The sequence below is a fragment of the Bacillus sp. FSL K6-3431 genome, assembly GCF_038002605.1.
GTDB lineage: Bacteria > Bacillota > Bacilli > Bacillales > Bacillaceae_C > Lederbergia.
Genome location: NZ_JBBOCT010000001.1, coordinates 4,584,302 through 4,603,982, shown reverse-complemented (window position 1 = coordinate 4,603,982; position 19,681 = coordinate 4,584,302). Strand labels below are relative to the sequence as shown.

Here is a 19,681-nt window from a genome sequence, read left to right as displayed (position 1 = left end):
TCCCTTCTAACTCATTTAATTCCAGAATGCGCCATCGTAGCAATAACTTTTCTCTGGAAGAATAAAAATATGATGAGCTGAGGCAAAAACATGATAAGTGCACCTGCCGCAGCAGCCCCTTGTCTTGCAACAGTATTTGCTAAATTTGCAGTTAGAGACATCATGTAATAAGGCAATGTTTTCATTGATTCATCTTGCATAAATAACTGTGATGTTTCAACATTCCCCCAGGCTGCCTGAAAAGATATAATCGCAATGGTAGCGATTGCAGGCGTCACAATTGGAATGACGATCCTCGTGAAAATACCAAATTCTGAGGCACCATCTATTTTTGCAGCTTCCATTACTTCATTTGGTACTTGATCAATAAATTGTTTCATTAAGAATACACCTACTGGCATTGCAATCATTGGTAATACATGCCCCCAATATGTATTCATAATGCCTAAGCTTTGTACAACGACAAATCGTGGTATTTGTATAACTGTAGGAACAAATAATAGTGATAACATAATCGTTGAAAATACTAACTTTGAACCTGGAAATTTCTGTTTTGATAATGCATACGCACAAAACGCACTTGTCATAACCATAGCTATTGTCGCTATTACTGTAACTATGACACTATTAAAAATGTAACGGGAAACCGGAACAAATGTACTTTGTGTTAATGAGAGTAGTTCCACAAAGTTTTGAATGGTTGGATCCTGAACGATAAAAGTTGGCGGAAAGAGAAATAACTCATGTAATGGTTTAAAAGCATGATTAAAAATATAAACGATAGGGAGAAGCATAAAAACAGAAAGTAAAGTTAGGAAGAATAATATTGTGTATTGTGTACCGTCCATTCTTTTAACTTCCAGTCTTAAGTTAACCCACTTCCATTTGATTGCTGATCCGATTTTCTTTAGTATCTCACTTATCTTCATATTTCGGATCCTCCTTTTCTTCTAGAATAAAGAAGAAGACACGACTTAATAGAAACATCATTACTAAAAGTACAACTGATATCGCACTGGCATACCCTAATTCAAATCGAATGAATCCGTAATCTTCAATGTGACTTACCATTACCTGCCCCGCATAATTTGGCGTTGGGTTGGAACCGGAAAGTTGAACCCCTAAGCTTCCGGATTGTAATGTATGAACGATCGACATAATACCAGCAAATAATAGTTGAGGCCTCATCATCGGAACGGTAATATACCAGATTTCCTGAAGCCTACTCGAAATCCCATCCATCCTACCAGCGTCATATAACTCTTTATCTACATTTAAAACACCGGCTAACATAGCCAGAAATCCGATACCCATACTAGACCAGATTGAAACGACAATCATTATATTTAAAAGCCAATCCTGATCTTGTAAGAATATAATTGGTTCACTTATAAATCCCCAATTAAGAAGGAAACTATTAATATATCCGATCCTATCACCAGTAAACATTACCTGCCAAACTACCGTCATAGCAACTCCTGCGGCTAACGACGGGACATACATGGCTAATGCATATCCCATTCGTAAAGTGTTTGGTAGCTGAGCGATAAACCATGCAAGTAAAAATGCAAACACAAATCCAACCGGCCCAACAAATAATGCAAACTTAAAAGTGTTAGGCAAAACATTTTGTAATAATATAATATCTTGCGAGAATAATGTTTGATAATTCAACCATCCTGTCCACTCTGGAAATTGAATCGAGTTAAAATAAGTGAAACTCAAACCAATTGCCGTTATGACGGGGATGAGAATAAATACAATAAACAAGATGAGAAACGGAGCAATAAACAGATAGGACAGACGAGATTTCCACATATCTGCCAGCGTTTTTTTAGTTCGGGCTGCTAACTCTGTTTTTAATCTGTTTATTTTCCCCACTTTCACTGTCGTTATATTCGACTTTTCTATCTCTATATTATTGTTCATACTGGCTCACTCCTTCCCACGGTTCCTTAATAATTGGAAGATCTAAAGAATTCAAGACATTACCTTTTTCGTCAATGAGATCGAATTCTGTTTGTTTTCTTTTCAACTCACGAGAAATCTCTTTTACAGCCTTCTCCAGTTCAATCCGCCAATTTTCACCTTCAAGAACTGACTGATTCCACGAGAAATCCAATTGTCTCGTAGTCATATATCCTCCAGGAACATTTGGGATATCCTTTACCCATTTCCATTGCTCTAAAATAGCTTGTAAATCATCCCGTCTCCAAGGCATTTTCGTAAAAGCTTCAATGTTTGCTGAGTTCCAGCGAAATGTCTCGCCACGAAATTGCTCAAGATTCAGACCATATTCGGTTTGAACATCTGAAGACGCATACCATTTTAGGAATTCCCAGGCTACACCTTGTTTTTCCTCAGGTGTATCATTAAACAACATCATGCTTGTTGTATCTACTCCTGTTCCTCCAGCCCAGCGCACTAGCTCACCTTTTTCGTTTACACGTCCAGGAATTGGAGCAATTCCCCAAACGTCTAGAATTTCAGGTGCAGCAACGAGTAATTGCATATATTGATTAAAATCTGCAATCCCGATCGGTAACATGCCTTTTCTGAATTGTTGATAGAAGCTCTGAACCTGTAAATCCATGCCATGAAGATTAAATAAATTAGTCCACTCTTCAAACGATTTAAATGCGTCAGGTGTATCTAAGCCTGTCGACATACCATCGGCTGTATATAAATCGACATCATTTTGATAGAACATATAAGAAAAATCTTTTGGATCAGCATAAAAATTATGTTGATTTTGCAATAATGTCGGTATCATGTCATATACTTGATCCCATGTATCAGGCACTTGTAAATTTAGTTGCTTTAAGATATCTTTTCTGTAAAATAAAACCTTGAAATTAATCGTTTCAGGGATACCGTAAATTCCTTCGTCATAATAATATGGTAGTAATGTACCTGGCGCATACTTTTCCAATACTTCCTCTACACCTGGCATTTTGTTGAAATCTTGCGCTGCACCACGAAGCGCCATTTCAAAAGGCATTCCACTCGGAACCCCTAAAGCGACATCGGGCATAATTCCAGCAGCTTTGGCCATGATCAGTAAATTAGGATCTTGAATTAGATTCACGTTTACTTTAATGCCATGTTCAGGTGTAAATTGTTGATCTGCCAACTGTTGTAGCTCTTCAGCATAATCTCTTCCCCACATCATCCATACATTCAACTCTTCATCTACTTGATCCATTAATTGATTTTCTTTCGAAAATGAATAAATCAAGGAATGATACGTTCCCTTTATTTTCTCATACCATTTTGCCGTCATTCGCGGAAATTCCGCTTTTTGAGGAGCAAAATAAAACCGATCCAATTGTAAAGGACTATCCATTAATTCTTTTCTTTGAGCCTCTAGTTTTTCCTGTAATGTTCCAATTCTTACTTGCTTATTTGGAATTTCATTCGGCTTTTTTAGTAATTCCGAGATATCCTGTGATAATGACTCAAAAGCTTGCGAAACATTACTTGTTTCACCGTTAATGTCAATCATTTGTTTGGTCATGTTTTCAAAACTCTTATGCATCTTTTTTAGCTTTTCAAGTAGCCCTGGTAGTTCCTTCTCTACATTCCAAACCCTAAAGCTATCTTCCCTATTGCCCGTAGCTATTTGAAGTTCTTCAGATATTTCTTTAATCTCTTTTGATAATTCATCTATCTGAATAATAAGTGGCACGAACGGCTCATGGGTCGCTTCAAGTGAAATGGTATGAGTGCCTTTTTCCAAATAAAAATAGAATGGTTTATCACTCTTATCATTTAAAGTAATGTCTTGCCATCCTGAAGCATATGGTATTTGGTAATGTTCCATTTCTTCAAATGGGATCTTTCCGTCAATTGACAATGTTCGGAAGACAGATAAATTTTTCCGAAAGTTTTGCATTCCCCTGAAGGCAATTTTATATTCACCATTTTCCGGCACTTCAAATTCCCAAGTTACCGCTTGCCCGCCTTTATACCAACTCATTCCGCCTAAAGTATTAAATTTGACTTTTTTAAGTGATTCCGGTGTAGTCAAAGGAGCGCGATCGTACTGAACTTGAATCGAGGTTGAATTCTTTTTAGCAAAATTTTCAGCTTCAATTGTTATCACTTCATCTGTTTCCATTGAAGTTGTTTCATATTGTTCTTTTACTTCTTGATAGGGACTATTTACCTTAGGTTCTTCAATCGAGAGCGATTTAAGTGCTACAGCTTCCCTTAATGCACGCACCCGAATCGTATTGTTTCCTTTTTTCAAATGGAATAATAATGGTCCGACATTGGAACCATCTGAATCCCGAAGTGATTCCTTCTTCCACCCGGTAATAGGTTCTACAAGTGAGCGAACTTGATTTCCCGTTTCATCATACTGAGGCTCCTTATCTCGGAACTCCCTTTTTAGTTCAATGGAGCGTGATTCTTTGTATTGGTAGGAATCATTAATCTGTACACCCAAAATGACAGATTGTCGGCTCCCACCATCTTCTAGTGAAAACGGATAATTTTCAATGGCGATTTCATATAGACCCTCTTCAGCCACATCCACATTATATTCAACCCATCCAATTGGATTTGGCCAAAGTATTACCTTGTCTTCCCCACCGTAGGAACCGACTTCAATATCAGCATCTTCTGATTTATTTGCATATTCATTCGCTTCTACTTTTACATTATCTTTCCCTAGTTTAATTCCTTCACTATCCCATTTCTGATTCATCTCATAAAAGTATGGCTCAAGCTGCCTTTCAAAATTATCCGTTGTTGCACTATCTTCCGGTGTTTCATTGTCATCCGCAAAAACTATGTTCTTATTAGATAAGGGCAACATCATGCTAATAATGAATATTACACTTATACCAATGCATAATAGTTTCCTAATATTAGATTTTCTCCATAATTGATGTGCCATCTTCCCACTCCATTCAATCTGTCATCAATTCTTCTGTATTCCTATCGAATAGCAATATCTTGTTCATATCTACAGCTATAGTTACCTTTTCGCCTTCTTCGTAACGGTATCTAGGATGTGCACGCACTGTGAATGACTCTTTACCATGTGTGGAAAGATGGTAATAATGGTCTGAACCGATAAACTCATTAAATTGCAAATAACCATTGATCGTTGCGTCGGGATAAGTGTCAAACATAATTTGTTCAAAGCCCATATTTTCTGGCCTTATTCCCATAATAATTGTGAATTCAAGCATTTTTCTATTCCTTAACATATTCGCCTGCTGGTCTGTTAGTTTTAGAGAAAAAGTACCTGTAAAGAATATTAAATCTCCATCTTTTTCATGTAATGTCCCTTCAAAAAAGTTCATTGGTTGATTACCGATAAACTTTGCTACAAATAAGTTCTTTGGTTTATTGTAAACCTCTTCAGGAGTATCTACTTGCTGAATCTCTCCCCTATTCATAACGACAATTCGATCTCCCATTGTCATCGCTTCAATTTGATCATGTGTTACATAGATAGTTGTAACACCCATTTTTTTGTGTAAACTAATAATCTCTGCCCTCATTTGAACACGAAGTTTGGCATCCAAGTTTGAGAGCGGTTCATCCATTAAAAATGCTTGTGGACTCCTTACAATTGCTCTCCCCAATGCAACACGCTGTCTCTGACCACCACTAAGTTCTCTAGGTTTACGGTCCAGAAAATTACCAATTTCCAATACCCGAGCTGCCCTTTTAACTGCATCTTCAATTTCATGTTTAGGTATCTTTCTGATCCGCAGCCCAAAAGCGATATTTTCATATACGCTTAAATTTGGATATAAAGCATAGTTTTGAAAGACCATCGAAATATCTCTATCTTTAGGTGGTTGATCATTTACCAGGTTATCACCGATGAATATCTCACCTTCAGATATATCTTCAAGACCGGCCACCATTCTAAGTGTTGTGGATTTCCCACACCCCGACGGTCCTAAAAATACCAAAAACTCCTGATCTTCGATATCCAAATTAAAATTATTTACTGCATATTCTTTGTATTTTCCGTAACGTTTTGAAACTTGATTTAGCAAAATTCTTGCCATTAAGGTTCCCTCCTAAGACAAAGTATTCCAAATTTTGATATTACATTTATCATATACAGATTCCTATGAATTTGGTGTGAAGTTTATTTCATAATATTTCACACGGTGGGACAAGCAAATTTCGCTTCTCTTTACAAAAGAGCCTAATATAGCAGCTATAATGCCCCCGTATCTTATCTGGCTTTTTGAACAACTTAATAAATACACGGTGGTTCTTTATCTCAATCTAGTTGTGATAGCCCTATGAACTCATAAGAACCAAACCTTAAGTGAAATGCCCTTATCGGTTTAGTTGCATTCATTTCTTAGACCCCAATTTTAAAAGTAACCTCTGCAATCATTATATTTGCAGAGGTTATTTTCACTTTAACGTCTATATCCATATTTCGTTAAATTAGGTTATCTACTTATTCTGCCTCCATTTGCGATTTTACGCTTGCTTCAGCTTCTTCCTGAAGAATTCGTAAAAATTCATTTATATCCTTACCGGAGTTTACAAACTTGATTGGCGCTTCCCAATAAACTCCATCACCGTATTTAGGTGACTTGTCCGGTCCAGTCGAATACTCATTTTTAAATAATGATGCAAGATTTTTCCCTTTAAACTCAGGTTTTTCTTCACCATATACGGCATGGATCTCTGGATCCTTAAGGATTGAAGCCCCTCCTTGTTTAGACTTTTCGATTTGCACTTCATCAGATAACAAATACTCGATCATTTCTAATACTATTTCTTTATGTTCGCTTGGTTCAGTAATTGCAAATCCACCAGCATTAGGTGCAGGGTTAATTCCTTCATATCCTTCCCACACAGGATAAGTAGCAATACCAATATTATCTTTTTCTAACCATCCATGGTTAGTTGCAGCTGGTGCCATTGCTACATTACCTTCACCAAATAAGGATCCCCAGTTATGAAGAAGACTTCCAGGTTCTTCAGCAGGGTAATTACCTGGAATTGAAGTTACTGCCCCAACCATTTCCAAATATCTTCTATATGCCTCTGATTCAGTAATTAATACTTCATTCGTCTCAGGGTCAACTGAATTTTGTCCAAATTGAGTATATGCATCATAAGGAACGTCAAGGTCCAAACCACGGTACTGAACGCCATTCATTTCACGTGTCAAATCCTTAGCAAGTTCAGTAACCTCCTCCCATGTCAGATCATCGGAGGGATAATTAACCCCTAGTGTGTCAAATACGTCTTTATTATAGTGCAATGAGTATGTTGGACGGCTATTTGGAATAATGTATATTCCGCCTTCCATATTTGGATCTTTATTACGTGCGTATTTAACAATCGATGGTTCCAACCGATCCAAATCAAAGCCTTCTTGTTCAATTAATTCATCCATATTGTAGGCTAAACCGAGGCTTTTTAAAAAGCTCGAATGAGTTAAAAGCCCCATAGTAACGACATCTGGACTTTTCTTGCCTGCAATTAATTGTTCAAGCGTCTCCGGATGGTCTGTTCCTGCTTCCTGTATTTCGATTGTAATATTAGGAAATTTTTCTTCAAGATATGTCCCGTAGGTCTCCTGAAAATGCTCTTCTCCCCATTGATGCGCCCATCTGATTGTCACTTTTTCTGCTTCTTTTTCTTTTCCCTTTGGCTTTTCACTTTCATTACCGCCTGAAGTCGTTGAGGAATTGCATGCCGCCATTACAAAAACTGAAAGCGCTATCGTAAAAATCAATGCTAAAAACTTGAAATTCTTTTTCATTATGTAAAACCTCCCCTGTTGAAGTAAGTACATTCAAAATAACTTAAGTTCCTTTATTAATGCTCAGTCATAACTATTTCTTTTTTCGTTCTTTCTCTCAGCATCCCTCTCTTTTCTTAGATAATCTCCTGACTATCATCTTACTATTCTTACAATTTACTTTTTTACAACTATGGAGCATCTAAGTATATTTTACTCTATCGAATATGAATTTCGTGTGAAGAAATCCTGATAATATTGTATTTTTCAACAATAATCTCCATAAATTTCACTTGATACTCCGCACGGATGAATGCTGAAACGCGTTCACTTACTACCTTGTGCTTCCGCGACTTTAGCTTTCGATTTATCGTAAGCTTCGCGCAAATATGTGTTCACATCATTTCCTTCTTTAATGAACTCCATAACATCTAATACCTGTCCTTCTTGTTCATATGGAGAAGTCACTTTAGGACCAGTAGCAATATCCAACGCAAACACAGCCTGCATATTCTTATCTTGTAATCCCTCAACTTCAGATGAAAACGCCCCTTGAATTTCTGGATCGTTTAATATAGTGGCAAAACCTTTTTTAGAGCGCATTAACTGCCATTCCTCGGACATAAGATATTCTAGTACTTGAAATGCTTCTTCTTTATGTTCACTAGTTTCTGAGATCGCTAAACCAGCTGCACCTGCTCCTGGTCCTCCATTCGGCTTATCCTCCCAGACAGGATAGGTCACCATATCCCAGTTCAATCCTGTATCTGCCTCAACACCAGCTAACCATATATGAACATCAAAGAGCGGCACCATTGCCAGGTTTTGAGTATTCATGAAGTCTCCCCAATCACCTTCTTCAGGAACTACTCCTGGGATTGCGGCCAACTTTTCAGCCATATTCAAATATTGGACAAAGCGTTCATCTTTTACATACATTGGCTCATGCGACTCAGGATCCAGATGATTTACCTCGAGTTCAGAAAGCATACCACCAGCAGCAGATATATCGAGGCCTCGGTACTCAACCCCGTTCCGCTCACCGGTTACTTGACTAGCCAAGTCTCCCACTTCTCCCCAAGTCATCCCATCCTTGGGATAAGAAACCCCAAACTGATCAAAAATCTCCTTATTATAATAAAGTACTTCCCATCTTCTTACATATGGGAAATAGTAGAGAGCTCCATCCCCCCAACCACGCGCCTGATAAATATGCGCTTGCGAAATACTGCTTAGATCAAAGTTATTCCCATTAATCAGTTCATCCAGATCATACGTAAGTTCATATTCCTCCAATAACGGTACTTGATCTCCTCCAGATAAATAGAAGATGTCAGGAATGTTTTTTTGAGCAATTTCCGTTTCCACTTCATCCAAAGCCATTTCTACGAATTCTAACGTAATATGAGGAAACTTTTCTTCAACCGGTCCTTTAATATCCTCATTAAACTCTTCTTCCCATGCATAATTAAACTTTAATGTCACTGGTTCAGCTTCGAGTTCTTCTGCTTTTTCAGTTTTTTCCTCTTCGTTCTTATTACCAGAAGCATCATTAGCAGTGTTTCCACCATTACATGCCGCCAAAAGAAAAATCGAGATTAGTAGTAATAAACCAAACGCCCATAAATTCGTAAGCCTTTTCATTTTTTTGTATATTCCCCTTTTTCCCGAAACTTATCTTATGCCTGAAGCACTAAGTTCCGACTTATTGAAAAAATTGACAGATTAGGTTAAGACTTAACCTCTTCCTGCTCTGATTTAAAACAGATGCTTACTGGCAGAACTATTCGTTGAACAGATTGATCCTTTTTTAATTGTAACTCCAATAATTCGACTGCCTTCTCACCCATTAGAAACGAATCTTGTTTAGCCGTATAAATTGGGTAAACATCAAGTTCATGTTCTTGGTCAAATGATGAAATTGAAAATTCCTCAGGCATTTTTCTACCAAGCCTTTTAGCGGCTTGAAAAGCGATTTGTCCCGCATAAGCATTCATCGCAAACACGGCTGTCATGTCAGGATTCCTTTGGAAAAATGACATAGCTCGTTCCACTGGATTTTCAAGGAGGACTTCGGTAAACCAGATAGATCTATCTATCGGAATACCCACCTCGGTCAGGGCTCGCTCATATCCTTTAATGCGATTTTCTACAGTGATGGTTTCAAAATTAGGAGCTGTCACCATACCAATTTTGTGATGTTTTTTTTCTAAAAGAAGTTTTGTCAACCGATATGCTGCTTGGACATTGTCAGAATAAACAGCAGAGGTATCAATCCCCTTTAAATAGCGATCAATCAACACCAATGGAAATTTGTCTAATGTAAGTCGTAGAATCTCTTCATTGTATAGTTGATCGTCAACGGGAAAGACAATTAATCCCTGAACACCATCTAGCACCATCATTCGGATCGCTTGTTCTTCCAAATCAAGAGAATGACGAGACTGCCGTAGCATTAAACGGTATCCATACGCTGTGACAGCAGTTTCGATCCCTGATAAAGTATGCGCTGAAAAACGCTCGACAATTTCAGGCATGATTAATCCAATAATGACCTTCTCGTTTTGTTGAGGCAGATTATCCTTTTTCAATGCTTTATCTGCATTCTCCCCTTCAACAAAGGTTCCTTTTCCTGGTATACGATAGGCTTTTCCATCTTTAACAAGTTGCAACACGGCATTTTTGGAGGTAATTCTACTTACGTTGAACTGCTTTGCCAAATCGGCCTCTGATGGTAATTGATCATGTGGCTGATAAATACCTTCTTTGATTTTCTCCTGAAGATGTACTTTAATCTGTAAATACAAGGGTGACTTATTTCTACGCACAAACCCTCCTCCCTTCCTAAACCTGATATATTGAGATAAACCAGGTATTAGCTGATATAACTCAATATAATATCAATACATTTATTAGTCAATGGTGAAATTTCTAATTAGTTTGAATTCCTTTCATAATTGTTGTTTGCAATTCTCATAGAATTGGTAAACCATTCCGAAGAAAAAAATAGAAAAAGAAGTGAAAACCTCCAGCTGAGGTTCCTCACTTCTCCACTACTTCAAAATATCTCCTATATACTTCTGACTCTTTGTTTTCAAACTTTTGCTGAAGTTAAACTATGCTATATTCCTAATTTACGGCATCCTCATTACATCTAAATTCACCTAGTAGCAAGCCCTATCATCATACTCCACTTTACATCTTTGCCAGTAATTTGTAGCACGCTACAATCAATTATTTAGTATTCATCGCCTCTTGAATAGCGGATTCTGCCTCCTCTGAAGTGACTCGAAGGAATTCATTGCGATCCATTCCCGACTCTACGTATTTTCTGAGATCCAGATCAACATATGAATCCCATAAACTAATGCGCTCCGGTGGATCAGCTGGCGGATGATTAAAAATGGAAGACACATTTTTATCATGTGTACTCTCGTAACCTTGGAAAAATTCATCAAGCACTTCAGTGTTACCACTAGATGGACCGATGCCGTTACGTGAGGCCCATGTCTGATATTCATTTTCAGTAAAATAAGTAATCACATCGAATGCCGCATCCTTCTGCTCACTGTATGGACTGATACTTAAAGGAATAATGCCGCCATCGGGACGATGACTTACTGCTGGACCATCTGCCCATACAGGGAGTGGCGCTACCGCATCGTTAAGACCCTCATTATTCTGCCACCAATTTAGACCTTGGATGAATTCAACCAACATAGCTGTCGTATTTTCAGTTGCAAATCGCTCACCATTGAAAAATGCTTCGTTATCACTTCCGGAAGTAGCAGTGATTTTATCAATTAGCTCCAAATACTTAGAAAACTCCGGTTGGTCCAATAAGACTTCACCTGTTTCTGGATCTGATTTATTAACAGCAAGTTGCATAAGCGGGACTCCCGGATTAGCTAAATCCAATCCACGATAGTTGACACCATTACGTTCCCCCGTCACTTTTTTCGCCAATTCAATCGCTTCATCCCATGTCATATTGTCGGTTGGGTATGGTTGACCGAATAAATCAAAAATGTCCTTATTATAGAATAGAGCATAATAAATAATTTCATAAGGTAAACCCAAAAGCCGCCCTTCCTTATCTTTGGCTCGTAATGAGTCCAGAAAGACTGGATTAATATGACTCAAATCATAATTGTGTTTTTCGATTAATTCCCCTAAATCGTAGTCAAGTTCCAAATACTCCAAATTGTCTTGTGAGACCTCAAATAGGATATCAGGTTGAGTTCCTTTGGCAAACAGTTCTTCCAAGTCTTCTCTACCAGATCCGGCTCTTACATGTTCCAATGTGATATGAGGAAATGCTTCTTCAATCGGATTTTTAAAACGCTCATTGAACATTTCCTCCTCCCAGTGTACAAGCACTGATAATGTTACAGGTTCAGGTTCCTTCTCCTTATCCTTCCCTTCCCCCTTTGGCTCCCCATTTTCGGGAGTACTAGAAGGTGTAGATGAGTTGTTACAAGCTACCATTATCGAGATGGAGCACACTAGTGTAAGTAATAATAACAAGAACTTAAAATTCTTTTTCATATTAAAGAACACCCCCACTTCAAATTTTGATGTATCGGTTTTTTCCTCACTATTTATCCCCTCAGTGAAACTAAGGTGCATCTGTAAACGCGCTTCTGATCAAATAAACAGTTTATGATAATACATTAAAAACAAACAATTCCTAAATTCCTAGTTTATGTCAAGGAAATTATAATTTACTCTGATTCCTTCGCCTCATTAATCTTTGCCTCTGACTCTTCTTTAGTCACACGCAGGAACTCATTGACATCCATATTAGACTCATAAAATTTTTGTATACTAAGATCTACATAACCATCCCATAAACTAATACGTTCTGGGGGAGGTGCAGCGCTATTTTTAAAGATTGCTGGTACGTTTTTATCATGAGTATTTTCATAATCCTTGTAAAACTCTTTAAGCACTTCCTTCTTATCAGAGACAATACCAATCCCATTTCGAGACATCCAAGTCTGATATTCATCTGATATGAAAAAGTTAAATATTTTCATCACATCATCTTTATGTTTGCTATTCGGGTTCATTGTAAGTGTTTGCAAATATCCAGTCGGAGCAACCCCTGGGTGGTCTGACCAAGTTGGAACAGCAGCAATATCGTAATGAAGACTTTCATTATCTTTATACCAGTTTAGTGCTTGGGCATTTATTACGAGCATTGCCGTTGTCCTTTCATTACTAAAACGATCCCCGTTAAACATATCCCCCGCTTCGAATTGACCAGGTATATCAAAGAGACCTTTATACAAATTAAGATATTGCGAGAATTCCGGTTGGTCAAGAAGGAGAACTTCACCAGTATCTGGATCTGTCATGTTTACCGAAAGTTGCGAAAGTGCAACATTATCCGCAAAATCCAAGCCCCTGTATTGCACACCATCTCTTTCTTTTGTAAGTTTCTTCGTTAACTCAATTGTTTCTTCCCAAGTCATATCATCCGAGGGGTATGCCTCACCGAACATATCAAATATATCTTTATTGTAGGCGAGTACATAGTATGTGTCTTCATAAGGCCAAGCGATTAATCTACCTTCCTTGTCTCGTGCCCGTAACGTATCCAGTAAATTTTCGTTTACATGACTTAGGTCTATATTATGTTTCGTAAGTAACTCGTCCATGTCGGAGTCAAGTTCAAAATATTCCATATCTTGTTGAGAAATCGAGAAGAAGAAATCCGGGGACTTCCCACTCGAAAATAATTCTTCCAAATCATTTCGTCCATAGGTGAATACTGGGACTTGTTCAACAGTAATATACGGGAAGTGTTCTTCAATAGGATCTTTAAATCGCTCTTTGAACATCGTTTCATCAAAATGAACGCCAATTTCTAAAGTAAAAGGTTCTGGCTCATTTGATTCATTCTGTCCATTTACATCTTCGCCTTTTTCCCCCGCCGTTGGGGCTTTATTATTAGAGCATGAGATAAGAAGCATTGTGAAACAAATGGTTAGTACGAATAAAAATAAGTTTTTATACTTCCCCATTTTTACTCCTCCTTCATTAAATACTGTTAATTACTAGGACCACAGCTCTTTTTAAACTCATTCCCCGTTTGCTTTTTACTTCTTGGGCAACACAAATTATGTTATAGCTTGGCATCCCTCTTTTCAAAATATAATTTTTGATCAAGCATCATACAACTTTTTCTGAATCTCATTTTCCACCTATTGTAAGCGCTTAATTTTATCTTAATCTATGAGATGTGAATTTCGTGTGAAGAATATTTTTAAAATTGCACATTTTACATTAACTAATTTAGTGTTTTCAATCCTTAAAACTTGATCGGTTTAGATGTGGTACCAGCTAGATGCTTGCGCTTGATTTTCAGCTCATTCAGGACTAATAGAAACGCAATTTGTGTAGAATAGATGTTACGCACACGCCAAAGGAACCCATAGAAAAAACCATCCTTTAAGGATGGCTTCCACGAATATTTAATAAACTCCTAATCTTGTGTATCTACTTATTTACTACCTTATGCATTCCGTAGTTTTATAACTTTTAATTTTGCGCTTTTGCATCCTTAATTTTGATTTCCGACTCTTCCTTTAGTACTCTTAAAACGGTCTGAACATCCGTACCTTTTTTAGCAAATTCCTCCAATGCCTTTCCGAAATCAACATATTGATCCCACACGCTTTGTTTTTCTGGAGGTGGAGCTATGACTCCTTCAAAAAATGCAAGCACATTTTTACCTTCATACACTTTATTATCCGCACCAAATTGTGCAAGGATTGCTTCATCCATTAGCACCGGCGGAGTTCCTACCCTAGACAGTTTTGTTTGATATTCAGGTGTTAGACTTTCTGCCAAAAATTGAAGTGCGGCTTCTTTTTGTTCACTGTATTCGTTGATAACCCATGGGTGTGATCCTCGTGAAGGGATTACATTTGGAAGATCCTCCCAATGTGGGATAGGCAGAATATCCATATTTTTTTGAAATGTTTGTGCGTCTTCACCGCCGAACCAAGTAAGGTAACCATGCCAGCTAATATGCATTGCAGCCGTCCCTTGAGCAAATTGTGTGTTTCTAGTTTCCGGATCTTCATTATATAAACCTGGAATACTAAATAGATCTTCCATAAAATCCATATACTTTGTGAAAGCAGGGTCCTCTGTAATGAGAACATCACCCGTCTCTGGATCCGTCATGTTCACAGATAACTGTCCCAGTGGTGCTGTCGGGGCTTCTGTTTCAAAACCACGATAAAAAGTCCCGTTACGTTCACCAGTCATTTGCTTAGCTAGATCCAACGTCTCAGTCCAAGTCATTGCCTCTGTTGGATATGGCACACCAAATATATCAAATACTTCTTTATTGTAATGGAGTGCTAAAACACCTCCTGTTTCCGCAGGTACACCAATCAGTCCATTTTCCTTGTGTCTTGAACGTAATTCATCAAGTAAAGCCGAATTAACATCACTCAAATCAACACCATATTCCTTGATCATCTCATCCAAAGGAAAAACCATTTCCAATTCTTCCAATGGAGCCTGCCCTGTATATGCTAATAAAACATCCGGGATCACATCGGCAGCGTAATGTTCCTCCAATTTAGTTACGGTTCCATCCCAGTCAATATGTTCCAACGTTATATGTGGCAAACTTTCTTCCATATGATTCCCGATACGGTCCATGAAATACTCTTTCCCCCATGGAGTAGCCACTTTTAAAGTTACTTCCTCATTTGAAAACTCTTTCTTCTCTACCACCTCTTTTTCTCCTGCACCCGATTTATCTACTGGATTAGCATCAGAAGACTTACTGCTACACGCTGCTACAAACAAAGACATGATTACTACCATTACAAGTAAAATAGTTTTTAGCTTTATGCTTTTCATAGACTTTTTACGCCCCCTTTATATTAAACAGAACAGATTTAAGAAGATTTAAATTAATAGCTGACTAACTGACCCCCTCAACTTCGATAATACCTTTTCTCCATTTTCAAACATTGTCGACTCAAATGCATGAAGTCATTCAACATTTACTAATGGTTATTTCCCATCTATAGCCATCCCCTCTTTTTAAGTTTGATTTTCGGGCTGCATTATATAATATTTTCCAAAATGTTAGCGCTAACATAATTTTAATCTATGCAATGTGAATTTCGTGTGAAGGTTTTCTAATTTTCTATAAAATTAAACTCTTCACTCAGTTATAATGTTATGAATAACTGTACGTTGGACACTTGATCCTTAAATGCATATTTATCTAATGGAATAAAATCGTTTTTGAATATACTCATCGTTAATTTCTCAAAACTTGGGGCACAAACCAACGTGACATTCATTTTAACCTCATCAATTTGTTATGATGTCCTTTTTCATTTATATTTTGAAACAACTTAAATCCTCGGATTGACAATTTTCGGAAAATATAATAAACTCCTCTGAATGAATGCGCTTTCATTAAGGGAATGTATTTATTAATAGAAACGAAGGGGGTGAATCAAAATAGCGTGACAACGTTTGGATAAAATTAATGAATTTATTGGACAAAAGCCATCGAAAAATGGAGGGGGATTAATTGATGATGACACCTACACCAAAAAACCGCTTTTTTATATTACTAATGCTAATTATTACCGTAGTATCGCTTGCGGCCTGCTCAAACGATTCAAGCACTAGTCCAAAAAATGAAGAGGGTGATAAGGCCACCAATGAGAATATGGAGCAATGGGGTTATGATGGAGGAACAGCAACAGTAAAAATGATGATTGCTGTTGATGAGGAAACATTTAAAATACGGTACAAAGATCAGGTCGAAGCTAAATTCCCGAACATTACACTTGATCTTATATATGATGACCTAGAGGAATTGTTTGCCAAAGGTGAATATCCAGATATTATCGTGGGCATCCCAACGCATGAGTTAGTGGAAGAGCTGGAGACGTTAATGCCGATTGATGAGTATATTGAAAAGTCTAATTTTGACCTGGGTATCTTTAGAGATGGTGTGGTTGATAATTTACGCGCTTATGACCCACTTGGTGAAGGAAATTTATATGGCTTGCCAGTGGAATCTACTTTAATGACCATGTTTTACAATAAAGATATCTTTGACTTGTTTGGTGAACCATATCCGCAAGATGGGATGACTTGGAAGGAAGCGCTTGACCTAGCCCGTCGATTAACAGCAGTCCGTAACGGCATACAATATAAAGGAATACAACTTTCGCGTACTAACGCTATCCCGTATACACAACTGAGTATCCCAGGTACGGACCCAGAGACAGGCGAGGTTTTATTTGCTAAAAACCCAGATACAAAGCGGGTTTTTGATTTACTTGATGAACTTAGAAATATCCCGGGAATGATGGAGAGTGACCCAAATAGGCCCGATGGTTTTCAAGATGGGCAGCAAAACATCGCTATGTGGATTCAAAATGCCCCATGGCTTCCATTGCTAGCGCCTGTAGAAGGGTTTAACTTTGATATGGTAACAACACCTACATGGGAAGACCATCCGAATGTTGCACCTACTTCAGTTGCTTTGCCTCTTAATCTGACTAAATTTAGTGAGAATAAAGATGCAGCATGGGCAGTAATTTCCTATTTGGCTTCGGAAAAAGCACAAATTGCATTATCTAGGGTTGGAAGCGCCCCTACTATTAATAGTGACTCAGCCTATGAGCAATTTAGCGCTGCAGATATGGAGGAATTCGGTAAAGAGTACAACACAAAAGCTCCTTTCATTGACAAGGTGGCTAAGGTTGCTCCGTATTCTCCATATGATCCAATCATAACGTTCCATGGTGAAGATTATATAAGTAAAAAGGCACGAGAGTTTTTAACATCTGAGCAAGACGTCGTCACTTATTTACGGGAAATGGAGGAAGAATACACTACAATCGTTAAAGAAATGCAAGCTCAAAAATAACTTACCTCACTTTCATCCTAAGCTTGATTCATAAAATGGCAGTGTAATATAAACGGTCTTAAATTTGTTTTAATAGACTAAAGTCTCTATCAAATTTGATACTTAAACTTTGATAGAGACTTTTGCGTTAGCTAATTATATCGTTTCATAACCATTGAAAAACCCCGAGTACTGACCCGAGGTTTTTCAAAATCAAATCGATAAAGCGATAGATTATGTGCCTTTTTGCGTGTGATGTGGCTGCTTTTTAATGTTTACTTACCTTCGAGCGTCGTTTACTGGTCATTCAAGTCACTTACTGGAGATCGCCATTTTTCATTCGGATCTTCTCTCCAAAAAGTAAGCAATAATGAACCCATCCTTTTTTGGATTGATTACAATTACTTGATAACTAATAAATGCTATTTCGCCATAGCATCTTTAATTTTAATTTCCGATTCTTCTTTTAGCACCCGCAAAAATTCATTTATATCCGAATCGCCCTCTGCTAATTTATTGAGACTACCTGGAATATCAACATAATTATCCCACTTACTAACCTGTTTAGGAGGCATCGCTGATTCATAGTTAAAGAAGGGCTGCAAATTTTTCCCTTCATAAATAGGGAAGTACTCACTTGAATCACTGAATTCACTATTCGGGCTTGTTAATGGGTCCATGCTATCTACTTTGCTAATGGCCAACATAACTTGGAATGCAGCATCTTTATTTTCACTAAATTTATTTAGCACATATGGATGGGCATATGCTTGTGGGCCTTTTCCTTCCCCTTCCCATACTGGTACAGGTGCTGAATCTATCATTGTTGATTCTTCTGGTTCTTCTCCCAATCCCCATCTATAATAGCCAGGCCAGGAAACCGTCATAGCAACTGTTTTTTGTGCAAACTTATCTGTTTCCCTTGCCTCTGGAGCGGGATCGTACAACCCTGGGATATTATAGAACTTTTGCATTAGCTCTAAATATTGTTTTACTTCCGGGGATTCAGTAATTAATACTTCTCCGGTCTTCGGATCTGTCAGGTTTATTCCAAATTCTTTTAATGGGAAAGTCGCTTCAAACGATGTGAAACCAAGTCCCATTTCCAACCCTCGATACTGGACGCCATTTCTTTCCCCAGTCAGTTTAGTAGCAAGATCAAGCAATTCCTTCCACGTCATCGGTTTTTCTGGATCAGGATACGGAACTCCGAATAAATCAAAAACATCTTTATTATAAAACAAGCCAACGCTGTCCACAAAAGTCGGCATACCGATTAAACGATCTTTTCCTTCTGGGTCCATCGCCCGGTATGTAGCGATGACACTTTGATTAAATTCACTTAAATCTACACCATATTTCTCTACATACTCATCGACTGGCTCAAGCATTTCCAACTCGTCCAGATCATCGATTCCCCAATTGGCAAACATCATATCAGGGATGATTCCTTTTGCATTCATTTCTTGGAGTGGTTCCAATTGTGCACCAACACATACACATTCTAATGTAATGTTTTTCGGAAGGGCATCTTTATAGGTGCCTACAATAAACTGTTGAAAAGCATCTTCTCCCCAAGGATATAATACTTTTACGGTGACCTCTTCCCCATTTTCATCCCAAACTTCTGTCACGATATTCTTTTTATCCGGCTCTTGGTCTTGTGGACTTTCAGTTTTAGAAGTAGGGGAATTGCTACAAGCCGCAAGTACAACTATTACCATAAAAATAAAAATTAGTATAAGATTGGATTTTACTCTATTCATCATACATTCCTCCAACGATGATTAATTGCTTCTGTTTTTCTAATGTTCAAACATTTATACTGATACTAATATATAAGGTCAAATCGCGCGGAAGATAAAATAAGAGCACTTGAATAAAAAAACCACTCAAACATCTCCAAATTCGCTTTTTTAATTAACTCCCCATACCATTTTCCGATGCTATTACCCCTTTTATACTTTTCACATCATCCATGCAGTGGATCAAGTGTAAAGCCATTTCCGCTTATACTCTCAAACTATAAATAC

At 37.7% G+C, this 19,681-nt stretch carries 12 protein-coding genes; 1 reads left to right on the top strand and 11 read right to left on the bottom strand.

Features of this window, described 5'->3' with window-relative positions; translation table 11 throughout:
- Window positions 1-11: 11 nt before the first annotated feature.
- From MHB53_RS22035 to MHB53_RS21990, 10 genes are all read right to left on the bottom strand, one after another.
- The gene (locus MHB53_RS22035; RefSeq protein ID WP_445661470.1) at window positions 12-929 is read right to left on the bottom strand and encodes a carbohydrate ABC transporter permease; all 918 of its coding nucleotides are present in this window, start codon (window positions 927-929) and stop codon (window positions 12-14) included.
- Window positions 916-1,929, bottom strand: a complete 1,014-nt coding sequence (locus MHB53_RS22030) for a carbohydrate ABC transporter permease (protein WP_445661469.1) — start codon at window positions 1,927-1,929, stop codon at window positions 916-918. The genes MHB53_RS22035 and MHB53_RS22030 overlap by 14 nt, the downstream gene beginning before the upstream one ends.
- Entirely contained in the window at window positions 1,919-4,903 is a 2,985-nt protein-coding gene (locus MHB53_RS22025; RefSeq protein ID WP_340922461.1) for an extracellular solute-binding protein, read from the bottom strand. Before MHB53_RS22025 ends, MHB53_RS22030 begins: the two co-directional genes overlap by 11 nt.
- A gap of 13 nt (window positions 4,904-4,916) precedes the next feature.
- Entirely contained in the window at window positions 4,917-6,035 is a 1,119-nt protein-coding gene (locus MHB53_RS22020; protein ID WP_340922458.1) for an ABC transporter ATP-binding protein, read from the bottom strand.
- A 407-nt stretch (window positions 6,036-6,442) separates the two neighbouring features.
- Entirely contained in the window at window positions 6,443-7,762 is a 1,320-nt protein-coding gene (locus MHB53_RS22015; protein ID WP_340922455.1) for an ABC transporter substrate-binding protein, read from the bottom strand.
- 306 nt (window positions 7,763-8,068) lie between these two features.
- Window positions 8,069-9,385, bottom strand: coding sequence for an ABC transporter substrate-binding protein (locus MHB53_RS22010; RefSeq protein WP_340922452.1), 1,317 nt, complete (start codon window positions 9,383-9,385; stop codon window positions 8,069-8,071).
- 86 nt (window positions 9,386-9,471) lie between these two features.
- Window positions 9,472-10,569, bottom strand: a complete 1,098-nt coding sequence (locus tag MHB53_RS22005) for a GntR family transcriptional regulator (RefSeq protein WP_340922450.1) — start codon at window positions 10,567-10,569, stop codon at window positions 9,472-9,474.
- Between the two features lie 406 nt (window positions 10,570-10,975).
- Window positions 10,976-12,289: an ABC transporter substrate-binding protein gene (locus tag MHB53_RS22000; protein ID WP_340922448.1), complete on the bottom strand. Its 1,314-nt coding sequence runs from the start codon at window positions 12,287-12,289 to the stop codon at window positions 10,976-10,978.
- A 176-nt stretch (window positions 12,290-12,465) separates the two neighbouring features.
- Window positions 12,466-13,770, bottom strand: coding sequence for an extracellular solute-binding protein (locus tag MHB53_RS21995; RefSeq protein ID WP_340922446.1), 1,305 nt, complete (start codon window positions 13,768-13,770; stop codon window positions 12,466-12,468).
- A 517-nt stretch (window positions 13,771-14,287) separates the two neighbouring features.
- Window positions 14,288-15,628, bottom strand: a complete 1,341-nt coding sequence (locus tag MHB53_RS21990; RefSeq protein ID WP_340922444.1) for an ABC transporter substrate-binding protein — start codon at window positions 15,626-15,628, stop codon at window positions 14,288-14,290.
- Window positions 15,629-16,319: 691 nt separating this feature from the next.
- On the opposite strand from MHB53_RS21990, the gene MHB53_RS21985 reads away from it, so the two are divergent.
- On the top strand, window positions 16,320-17,669 hold the full coding sequence (locus MHB53_RS21985; protein WP_340922442.1) for an ABC transporter substrate-binding protein: 1,350 nt from the start codon (window positions 16,320-16,322) through the stop codon (window positions 17,667-17,669).
- A gap of 401 nt (window positions 17,670-18,070) precedes the next feature.
- Here MHB53_RS21985 and MHB53_RS21980 read toward each other — a convergent pair whose 3' ends face one another.
- Window positions 18,071-19,417, bottom strand: coding sequence for an ABC transporter substrate-binding protein (locus MHB53_RS21980; RefSeq protein ID WP_340922440.1), 1,347 nt, complete (start codon window positions 19,415-19,417; stop codon window positions 18,071-18,073).
- Between the last annotated feature and the right edge of the window lie 264 nt (window positions 19,418-19,681).

Coding starts and splice junctions, on each gene's coding strand:
- MHB53_RS21980 (WP_340922440.1), bottom strand. CDS start 19,417: ATGATGAATAGAGTAAAATCCAATCTTATACTAATTTTTATTTTTATG.
- MHB53_RS21995 (WP_340922446.1), bottom strand. CDS start 13,770: ATGGGGAAGTATAAAAACTTATTTTTATTCGTACTAACCATTTGTTTC.
- MHB53_RS22010 (WP_340922452.1), bottom strand. CDS start 9,385: ATGAAAAGGCTTACGAATTTATGGGCGTTTGGTTTATTACTACTAATC.
- MHB53_RS22015 (WP_340922455.1), bottom strand. CDS start 7,762: ATGAAAAAGAATTTCAAGTTTTTAGCATTGATTTTTACGATAGCGCTT.
- MHB53_RS22020 (WP_340922458.1), bottom strand. CDS start 6,035: ATGGCAAGAATTTTGCTAAATCAAGTTTCAAAACGTTACGGAAAATAC.
- MHB53_RS22030 (WP_445661469.1), bottom strand. CDS start 1,929: ATGAACAATAATATAGAGATAGAAAAGTCGAATATAACGACAGTGAAA.
- MHB53_RS21990 (WP_340922444.1), bottom strand. CDS start 15,628: ATGAAAAGCATAAAGCTAAAAACTATTTTACTTGTAATGGTAGTAATC.
- MHB53_RS22000 (WP_340922448.1), bottom strand. CDS start 12,289: ATGAAAAAGAATTTTAAGTTCTTGTTATTATTACTTACACTAGTGTGC.
- MHB53_RS22035 (WP_445661470.1), bottom strand. CDS start 929: ATGAAGATAAGTGAGATACTAAAGAAAATCGGATCAGCAATCAAATGG.
- MHB53_RS21985 (WP_340922442.1), top strand. CDS start 16,320: ATGATGACACCTACACCAAAAAACCGCTTTTTTATATTACTAATGCTA.
- MHB53_RS22025 (WP_340922461.1), bottom strand. CDS start 4,903: ATGGCACATCAATTATGGAGAAAATCTAATATTAGGAAACTATTATGC.